Here is a 9,409-nt window from a genome sequence, read left to right as displayed (position 1 = left end):
CGCATCACGTAGAGGATCGGCGCGAAGGTCTCGCGCAGGACGGGGCCGGTCTGCTCCGGCATTTCGACCATGGCGGGTTTCGCGTAGTAGCCCTGGGCGCAAGCGCCGTCCGTGTAGCGGCCGCCGCCGTGAACAATGCCGCCCGCCGCACGGGCTTCGTCGAGCGCGCGCTCCATGCCGTCGAACGCCGCCTTGTCGATCAGCGGGCCGACGAGCGTTCCGTCCGCGCGGGGATCGCCGATCTTCACGCTGCCATAGACCTTCTTCAGGCGCGGCACGAGCGTGTCATAGACGCTGTCGTGCACGAAGAGACGGCGCAGCGTGGTGCAGCGTTGACCGGCCGTGCCCATGGCCGCAAACGCGATGCCGCGAAGCGCCAGGTCGAGATCCGCCGAGGGGGTCACGATGGCGGCGTTGTTGCCGCCGAGTTCGAGGATCGCGCGGGCGAAACGCGCCGCGAGCTTGGGGCCGACCTGACGTCCCATGGCGGTCGAGCCGGTGGCGGAGAGAACCGGCACGCGGTGATCCTCGACCAGGATCTCGCCGACCTCGCGGCCGCCGAGGATGAGTTCGAGCAGGCCGTCGGGCACGCCGCCGAAGCGCTTGGCCGCGCGCATGGCGATGGCGTGCGTGCCGAGCGCGGTCAGAAGGGTCTTCTCGGAGGGCTTCCACACCACGGAATCGCCGCAGACGAGGGCGAGCGCGGCGTTCCACGACCACACCGCCACGGGGAAGTTGAAGGCGGAGATGACGCCGCAGACGCCGACCGGATGCCAGGTTTCCATCATGCGATGGTCGGCGCGCTCGGTGGCGATGGTCAGGCCGTAGAGCTGGCGCGACAGGCCGACCGCGAAGTCGCAGATGTCGATCATTTCCTGGACCTCGCCGAGGCCCTCGGAGGTGACCTTGCCGGCCTCCAGCGTCACGAGACGGCCGAGATCGTCCTTGGCGGCGCGCAGCTCCTCGCCGAGAAGACGCACGAACTCGCCACGCTTCGGCGCCGGCAGCTTGCGCCAGGCCTTGAACGCCTCATGCGCACGGGTGATGGCGGCCTTGGCCTCTTCGGGCGAGTGCTCGCGGACATGGACGATGACCTCGCCGGTGATCGGCGACGTGGCCGGACGGCCGCCCGGAGCAAACGCGCTGTCCGGAACGCCAAGGCGCTTGAGGAGGGCGCGCGCCTCGTCGGCAACGGAGGCGGCGGCGGTCTGCACGGCGTGTTGGGCTGACATGATGTTTCTCCCGTAGGGAATGCGTTCGGGCCTCTCATCCGGCCCGCCGCCTTCGCGTGAAGCGCGGCGACAGCGGCCTCTTTCGGCCCGTCTTGTAAAGCATGATCGTCAAAAGCGAGAACCGCTTTTGCGAATAGGATCATGCCGATTCGGAATATTCGATGAAACCGGCTCCGCCACGTGAGCGGAGCCGGTCCTTGGATCTCAAGCGGCGGTTTCGAGCTTGATCTTGTCGCTGTCCAGGCGCTCGCCCGCATAGACGCGGCCGAAGCGGTTGGCGAGGAAGGTATCGAGATCGATCTCTTCCTGACGGCGGAAGCCCTTTTGCTCAAGTTTGCCCTGAACGAGAAGGTCGAGCATGGCGCAGATGCCGGCGGCGGTGGTGACCTGGATCGCCGTGCGCAGCTTGCCCGCGACCTTCTGGCCGTAGATGCTGCGAGCATAGGTTTCCTGGACGTGACGGCCGCCGCGCTCGCCGGTCACGGTCACGAAGACGATGACCATGTCCTGCATGGTGGCGGGCACGGCCTGCTCGAGAATGTCCTTCAGGACTTCGCGGCGGTTGCGTAGCTGCAGGTCGTTGAGCAGAACCCGCATCAGGCTGCAATGGCCGGGATAGCGGATGGTCTTGTAGTTGAGGCTACGGACCTTGCCTTCCAGGGTTTCGCAAAGCGTGCCGAGACCGCCCGAGGTGTTGAAGGCTTCATAGCGCGTGCCGTCGAGGGAGAACTCTTCGAGCTCCTCCATGGCCGGAACTTCGCGCAAGCGGCCGTCGACGACTGCCTCGCAGCGCTCGATATATTCGTTGATGACGCCGTCCGTGCTCCAGGTGAGGTTATAGGACAGGGCGTTCGACGGATATTGCGGCAGCGCGCCGACGCGCAGGCGCACGGTGTCGAGCTTGTCGAAACGGCTGGCGATGTCGTGGGCGACGATGGAGATGAAGCCGGGCGCGAGGCCGCATTGCGGGATGAAGGCGGTCGAGGCACCCTCGGCGAGTTCCTTCACCATGCGGGTGGTGGCCACGTCTTCAGTGAGGTCGAAATAGTTCACGCCGGCAAGACGCGCGGCCTTCGCCACGTGTGCGGTCAGGTGGTACGGCGCGGCGCTCAACACGGCATAGTGGCCCTTGAGGGCGGTCTGGAGCGCGACGGCGTCGTTGAAATCGAGCTGAATCGTCTTGATGCCGTCCTTGGCGACGGTGGCGAGGGCCGCGGCGGAGGCGTCCGCAACCGTGACGGCATAGTCGCCGGTCTCATGGAGCATGTCGGCGATGGTGGAGCCGATTTTGCCGGCGCCGATGACGAGAATTGAATGCATGAAAAGCCTCCCTGGATGATGGTGTAAAAAAGTCATAAAGGCCTGCAGAACGCCATAGACAGGTTGACGGAAAGCCGAGTACTTTTCGGCAAATTGCCGTTACAATTGGTCATAGTGATGCTTGACGATACGGATCGTGCCTTGATTGCCCTGTTGCGGGAGAACGCCCGCATCGGCCATGCGGAGGCGGCGCGTCGGCTGAAGTTGTCGCGGACGACGGTCCAGGCTCGGGTCGAGAGCCTGGAGCGGCGGGGCGTCATCGTCGGCTATACGGCCCGGCTCGCCGAGGAGATCAGCCGCCGCATGGTGCGCGCGCACGTCACCATCGTCGCCGCGCCGAAGGCGTCGGCCGGGGTGGCTGCGGCGTTGCAACGCATGCCGGAATTGCGCGCGCTCCACTCGGTTGCCGGTGTATTCGATCTCCTGGCGGTGGTAGAGGCTGAGGACGTTCCCTCCCTCGATGCCGCCATCGATCGTATCGGTGCGCTCGAAGGAGTCGAACGCACCCAGTCCTCCATCATCCTCTCAACGAAATTCGAACGATGACCTCCACAGCCTCCGCAAGCGCCGACGTCGTGATCGTCGGCGGGGCCGTCATGGGCTCCTCCACCGCCTACCACCTGCTGGCCGATTCCGGCTTCAAGGGACGCGTCATCGTCATCGAGAAGGACCCGACCTACCAGCTCTCGGCCTCGGCTCTGTCTGCGGCCTCGATCCGCCAGCAATATTCGAGCGCGGTCAATATCCGCATCTCGCTCCACGGCATCCAGTTCCTGCGCAACATCGGCGAGCATCTGGCTGTCGATGGCGACAAGCCCGCGATTGACCTCAAAGAGGGCGGCTATCTCTACTGCGCCACGGAGGCCGGTGCGGCGGTTCTCGTCGAGAACCAGGCACTGCAGGAAGCCGAGGGCGCGGACATCCTGCTCATGGACCCGGCGGCCCTGAAAGCGCGCTTCCCCTGGCTCAATGTGGAGGACCTGCAATGCGGCACCTGGGGCCGCACGGGCGAGGGCTGGTTCGATGGCTGGGGCTTGCTGCAGGCCTTCCGCAAGAAGGCCCGTTCGCTCGGCGCCGAATATGTGAAGGGCGAGGTGGCCGAGGTCGAGAAGGAAGGGGCTCAGATCGTCGCCGTGCGCTTGAAGGACGGCACCCGCATCGCCTGTGGCGCGCTCATCAATTGCGCCGGATCCGGGGGGCGGGCGCTGGCCGCCATGGCCGGGCTCCACATTCCGGTTCAGGCCAAGCGCCGATACGTCTTTACTTTTACGTGTCGGGACAAGGTCGAGAATTGCCCGCTTCTGATCGATGTCTCGGGGGCCTATGTCCGCCCGGAGGGCGAGGGCTTCATCTGTGGCGCGTCGCCCGAAGCGGATGTCGATCCCGATTGGCATGACGACAATCCCGCCTCTCAGGACATCGATTTCTCCTTCTTCGAGGAATTCATCTGGCCATCGCTTGCCCACCGCGTGCCCGCCTTCGAGGCCATCAAGCCCGGTCGCGCCTGGGCGGGCCCCTACGACATGTGCCTGCTCGACCACAATGCGATCATCGGACAGGCGGGCGAGGCGCGGAATTTTTACCTCTGCAACGGCTTCTCGGGCCATGGCCTGCAGCAGGCCCCCGCCGTCGGGCGCGGCCTGTCGGAGCTGATCGTGCACGGGGGCTACCGGACGCTCGATTTGTCCGAGCTGGGATACGAGCGGGTGGTGGCGAACCGTCCGCTCCTGGAGCGCAACGTCATTTAACGGACGCGGAAGTCGCCCTCGTTCGTTTCGACCTCCTCGGCGGAATCCACCAGGGATTCCATCCCGGGGAGGGCGACCGTATTCGAAATGCCCTCGACCGCGCCCAGGGTGATTCCGGCACCGGCCGACGGCTCGGCGGGGCCTGCAGACTTCGCCCATTCGCGGCTTTCGCGGTCTAAATCCACAGGATCGAACATCGCGAGGACCCGGAGCGCTTCAGGGATCTTCGCCTGGTCGATGCGGGCGCCGACGAGGGTGAGGCCCTCTCGCAGCCCCTGCTCGAAACGATGCAGTTCCGCCTCGGGCGGCGCCATGGCGCGGAGGGCGGCGAGAGCATCATCGTCGATCGAGAGCGCGCGAAAGCCCGAAATTGATGATATTTCTCGGCTTTCCTTCGTTCCAAGGCCGATGATGCGGTCCCTGGCGATCCCCATCTCCAACAAGGCCTGTAAGCCCTGCCGGGCCTGCCCGCGATCCCTGAACAACGCCAAAACCATCCGCGCCATGATGCTTCCTCCCGTTGGGTCAGCGCACTCCAACAACGAGCCGCGGGCGCCTGTTCCATCCCCAGGTATTAAGCCTGCTCAATGAAAGGGCTTCCATTTTGAAGCCGGCTATGATTGTCATGAAGTTGTCATGCAAGTGTCATCCGGCTTTCGCGCAGGGGTGATGAACGACAAGAACGTCCCTGAATGGGATGACAAGGGAGAACTGAGATGATGAACAAGCCCTTCCTCGCCGCGCTGGCGCTGGGCCTCGCGACAAGCACGTCGGCTTTCGCGCAGACGGAAATCCATTGGTGGCACGCCATGACCGGCGCCAACAACGACGTCGTCAACAAGCTCGCCGAGGATTTCAACGCCTCGCAGAAGGATTACAAGGTCGTCGTGGCCTTCAAGGGCTCCTACGCCGACGCCATGAACGCTGGCATCGCGGCCTTCCGCGCCGGTAATGCTCCCCACATCCTGCAGGTCTTCGAAGTCGGCACCGCGACCATGATGGGCGCGAAGGGCGCGATCAAGCCCGTTCACGAGCTGATGAAGGAGACCGGCGAGAAGTTCGATCCGAACGCCTATCTCCCGACCATCACCGGTTACTATTCCACCGCGAAGGGCGAAATGCTCTCGTTCCCCTTCAACTCCTCCTCGATGGTCATGTGGGTCAACAAGGACGAGCTGAAGAAGGCCGGCGTCAACGAGATTCCGAAGACCTGGCCGGAAGTGTTCGATGCCGGCAAGAAGTTGAAGGCGGCCGGTCATTCGACCTGCGGTTTCACCGCAGCGTGGACCACCTGGGCGATGATCGAGCAGTTCTCCGCCTGGCACAACGTACCGCTGTCGACGAAGGCGAACGGCCTCGACGGCTTCGATACCGAGCTGAAGTTCAACTCGCCGCTGCACGTCAAGCATCTGCAGACGCTGATGGATCTGCAGAAGGACAAGACCTACGACTATTCCGGCCGCACCAACACGGGCGAAGGCCGCTTCACCTCGGGTGAATGCGCCATCATGCTGACCTCGTCGGGCTTCCTGGGTAACGTCAAGGCCAATGCGAAGTTCGACTACGCGGCCGCTCCGATGCCGTACTACCCGGACGTTGCCGGCGCTCCGCAGAACTCCATCATCGGCGGCGCTTCGCTGTGGGTCATGGGCGGCAAGAAGGCTGACGAGTACAAGGGCGTCGCCAAGTTCTTCACCTTCCTGTCGGACACCGACCGTCAGGCCAAGCTGCACCAGGAATCGGGCTATCTCCCGATCACCAAGGCCGCTTACGAGAAGACCAAGGCTTCGGGCTTCTATGAGAAGAACCCGGCCAACCAGGTTCCGCTCATCGAGCTGACCAACAAGGAGCCGACCGAGAACTCCCGCGGTCTGCGCCTCGGCAACATGGTTCAGATGCGTGACGTGTGGTCGGAAGAGCTCGAGGCTGCGCTTGCCGGTCAGAAGTCGGCCAAGGATGCGCTCGACGCGGCGGTTTCCCGCGGCGACCAGCTCCTGCGCCAGTTCGAGCGCACCGTTACCCGCTAAGACCGATCTTCGGTCCTTCCTTGGTCCCGGGCAGCCATGAGGCTGCCCGGGACTATCGTATCAGAAACAGCCTCGCAGACCGGGTGATCCCGGCCTCTGCCGCATATCGCCGGGTGGCTTGAACGCAATGGAAAAACGAGCCCTCTTCTCGGGTAAGGTCTTGCCCTACGCGCTGCTTCTTCCGCAGCTCGCGATCACGCTCATCTTCTTCTATTGGCCGGCTTCGCAGGCGGTCTGGCAATCCTTCCTCATGGAAGACGCCTTCGGGCTCTCCAGCGAGTTCGTCGGGTTCGAGAACTACCGTTTCCTGTTCAAGCAGCCCGAATATTATAAGGCCATGGTCACGACCGTCGTGTTCTCCTCATCGGTGGCGGTCCTGTCCCTGGCCTGTGCCCTGCTGCTGGCGACGCAGGCCGACAAGAGCCTGCGCGGAGGTCATGCCTACAAGACGCTGCTGATCTGGCCCTACGCGGTGGCTCCGGCCATCGCCGGCGTTTTGTGGATGTTCATGTTCCATCCCTCGCTCGGCACGCTGGCCCGTCCGATCCGGGCGCTCGGGCTCGATTGGAACCCGATGCTCAACGGCAAGCATGCGATGATCCTTTTGGTTCTCTCGGCGACCTGGAAGCAGATCAGCTACAACTTCCTGTTCTTCCTCGCGGGTCTGCAGGCGATCCCGAAGAGCGTCATCGAGGCGGCCGCCATCGACGGCTCGGGCCCGGTGCGCCGCTTCTGGACGATCATCTTCCCGCTATTGTCGCCGACGACGTTCTTCCTGATCGTCGTGACGATCGTCTACGTCTTCTTCGAGACGTTCGGCATCATCGACGCCATCACCGGCGGCGGGCCGGCGGGTCAGACGACGACCCTCGTCTACAAGGTCTATGCGGATGGTCGCCTCGGCGGCGATCTCGGTGGTTCTGCGGCGCAATCCGTGATCCTGATGGTCATCGTGATCGCGCTCACAGCCATCCAGTTCCGTTATGTCGAGCGTAAGGTGCAATACTGATGGTTGAGAGCGGGCGCTACAGAAACCTCCTCGCCTATTTCGTCCTGACGGTTGGCATCGTCATCGTCGCCTTCCCCGTCTATCTGGCGATCCTGGCTTCCACCTTCGACTCGGCGACGATCATCAACGGCAATATGCCGTTGCTCCCCGGCAACCAGGCGGTGGAAAACTACCACCGCACGATCTTCATCGGTTCGGCACGTTCGACGCGCGAGCCTGTCGGCACCATGATGCTCAACTCCTTCATCATGGCGATGGGCATCGCGATCGGTAAGATTCTGATCTCGGTCCTGTCCGCTTTCGCGGTGGTCTATTTCAGCTTCCCGTTCCGGAAAACGGCCTTCTGGATCATCTTCATCACGCTGATGCTCCCCGTGGAAGTGCGTATCTACCCGACCTACAAGATCGTTGCCGATCTCGGTCTGCTCGACACCTATACCGGCCTCGTCCTGCCGCTCATCGCCTCCGCGACGGGCACGCTGCTGTTCCGCCAGTTCTTCATGACGATTCCGGACGAGCTTCTGGAAGCCTCGAAGATCGACGGCGCGGGCCCGTTCCGCTTCTTCAAGGACACGCTGATCCCGCTCTCGATCACGACGATCGCGGCGCTCTTCGTGATTCAGTTCATCTACGGCTGGAACCAGTATCTCTGGCCGCTTCTGATCACGACGAAGGATTCGATGCAGACCATCGTCATCGGCATCAAGAAGATGATCACGACGCAGGACGCGCTGACCGAGTGGCAGATCGCCATGACGACGGCGGTGCTCGCCATGGTGCCGCCCGTTCTCGTGGTGGTGTTCATGCAGCGGCTCTTCGTGAAGGGCCTCGTCGAAACGGAAAAGTGACGCGCGAAAAAACGCGCGTCGGTCTCCCGCACTTCTGCGTGGGGGATGCAACAAGAGACTAGAGACATTTCGCCCTGCGCCGTTCGCGGCGCGGGCTGATTGAGGGGACTGAAACAATGGCTGGCGTAACGCTCGATACCGTGCGGAAAATCTACGCAGGCAATGTCGAAGCCGTGAAGGGCGTGTCCCTCGGCATCGAGGACGGATCATTCTGCGTGCTGGTTGGGCCTTCGGGTTGCGGCAAGTCCACGCTGCTTCGCATGATCGCCGGACTCGAGACGATTTCCGGCGGCACGGTGAAGATCGGCGACCGGGTCGTGAACGAGATCGAACCGTCCGACCGCGACATCGCGATGGTGTTCCAGAACTACGCGCTCTATCCGCATATGAGCGTCTACGACAACATGGCTTATGGCCTGAAGAACCGTGGCACGCCGAAGGACGAGATCGAGAAGCGCGTGAAGGAAGCGGCCCGCATCCTCGCCATCGAGCCGTTCCTCACCCGCAAGCCCCGCGCGCTCTCCGGCGGCCAGCGCCAGCGCGTCGCCATGGGCCGCGCTATCGTGCGCAAGCCGCAGGTGTTTCTTTTCGACGAGCCGCTCTCCAACCTCGACGCCAAGCTGCGCGTGCAGATGCGCGTCGAGATCAAGCGCCTGCAGCGCGCTCTCGGGGTGACGTCGATCTACGTCACCCACGATCAGGTCGAGGCGATGACGCTGTCCGACAAGCTCGTCGTGATGAGCGGTGGCCAGATCGAGCAGGTCGGCACGCCGTCGGAGGTCTATCGCCGTCCCGAGACCCGTTTCGTGGCGACCTTCATCGGCTCCCCGCCCATGAACATCCTGCCCGGCAAGGTGGAAGGCCCCGGTCGGGTCTCTGTCGGCGGGCAGATTCTGACGGTCACGGATATGCGTGAGGGTCTCAGCCCCGGCACGGCCATCGAAGTCGGCCTGCGTCCCGAGGATGTCCAGGCAGGCGGAAGCAGTTCGAGCACGCTCGTGATGGATGTGGATTTCGTCGAGGAGCTCGGCGCGACCCAGCTCTTCCACGGCAAGGTCGCGGGTGCGGAATTCATCGTCCAGGCTTCGACAGGTCAGATTGCCGCGGGTACGCGCAAGCTGACCCTCTCGGTCGACCCCGCCAACGTCCACCTCTTCGACCCCCAGACCACGAAGCGTCTCGGTCGCGTCTAAACAGCGACCCCTCCCGGGCGGCATGAAAATAA

General features: G+C 63.5%; 9 protein-coding genes. 6 read left to right on the top strand and 3 right to left on the bottom strand.

Annotation, left to right across the window (positions count from 1 at the left end; translation table 11 throughout):
* A partial coding sequence (locus I2H38_RS17815) for an aldehyde dehydrogenase family protein (protein ID WP_196273223.1) occupies window positions 1-1,232 on the bottom strand: 1,232 nt, incomplete at its 3' end.
* A 204-nt stretch (window positions 1,233-1,436) separates the two neighbouring features.
* Entirely contained in the window at window positions 1,437-2,552 is a 1,116-nt protein-coding gene (locus tag I2H38_RS17810; protein WP_196273222.1) for a saccharopine dehydrogenase family protein, read from the bottom strand.
* 117 nt (window positions 2,553-2,669) lie between these two features.
* Between I2H38_RS17810 and I2H38_RS17805 the strand changes: the two genes are divergently transcribed.
* A complete protein-coding gene (locus I2H38_RS17805) occupies window positions 2,670-3,098 on the top strand; it encodes an Lrp/AsnC family transcriptional regulator (protein ID WP_196273221.1) in 429 nt (142 codons plus the stop codon).
* Window positions 3,095-4,300 (top strand): NAD(P)/FAD-dependent oxidoreductase, encoded by a 1,206-nt coding sequence (locus tag I2H38_RS17800; protein WP_196273220.1) that lies wholly within the window; start codon window positions 3,095-3,097, stop codon window positions 4,298-4,300. Before I2H38_RS17805 ends, I2H38_RS17800 begins: the two co-directional genes overlap by 4 nt.
* Here the strand turns inward: I2H38_RS17800 and I2H38_RS17795 are convergent.
* The gene (locus tag I2H38_RS17795; protein ID WP_196273219.1) at window positions 4,297-4,806 is read right to left on the bottom strand and encodes a hypothetical protein; all 510 of its coding nucleotides are present in this window, start codon (window positions 4,804-4,806) and stop codon (window positions 4,297-4,299) included. The two genes, I2H38_RS17800 and I2H38_RS17795, sit on opposite strands and share 4 nt — an antisense overlap.
* A 210-nt stretch (window positions 4,807-5,016) precedes the next feature.
* Here I2H38_RS17795 and ugpB point away from each other — a divergent pair, with 210 nt between their 5' ends.
* The 4 genes from ugpB (at window position 5,017) to I2H38_RS17775 (ending at window position 9,377) form a co-directional block, all read left to right on the top strand.
* Window positions 5,017-6,327, top strand: a complete 1,311-nt coding sequence (ugpB, locus tag I2H38_RS17790) for a sn-glycerol-3-phosphate ABC transporter substrate-binding protein UgpB (protein ID WP_196273218.1) — start codon at window positions 5,017-5,019, stop codon at window positions 6,325-6,327.
* A gap of 127 nt (window positions 6,328-6,454) precedes the next feature.
* Window positions 6,455-7,336, top strand: coding sequence for a sn-glycerol-3-phosphate ABC transporter permease UgpA (ugpA, locus tag I2H38_RS17785; protein ID WP_196273217.1), 882 nt, complete (start codon window positions 6,455-6,457; stop codon window positions 7,334-7,336).
* Complete coding sequence (gene ugpE, locus I2H38_RS17780) at window positions 7,336-8,184, top strand: sn-glycerol-3-phosphate ABC transporter permease UgpE (protein WP_196273216.1); 849 nt, start codon at window positions 7,336-7,338, stop codon at window positions 8,182-8,184. The genes ugpA and ugpE overlap by 1 nt, the downstream gene beginning before the upstream one ends.
* Window positions 8,185-8,300: 116 nt before the next feature.
* On the top strand, window positions 8,301-9,377 hold the full coding sequence (locus I2H38_RS17775) for a sn-glycerol-3-phosphate import ATP-binding protein UgpC (protein ID WP_196273215.1): 1,077 nt from the start codon (window positions 8,301-8,303) through the stop codon (window positions 9,375-9,377).
* The last annotated feature ends 32 nt before the right edge of the window (window positions 9,378-9,409 follow it).

The sequence above is a fragment of the Microvirga alba genome (assembly GCF_015694465.1).
Lineage (GTDB): Bacteria > Pseudomonadota > Alphaproteobacteria > Rhizobiales > Beijerinckiaceae > Microvirga > Microvirga alba.
Note: the sequence above shows the minus strand (reverse complement) of the source record. Positions and strands in the feature narration are given on the sequence as shown.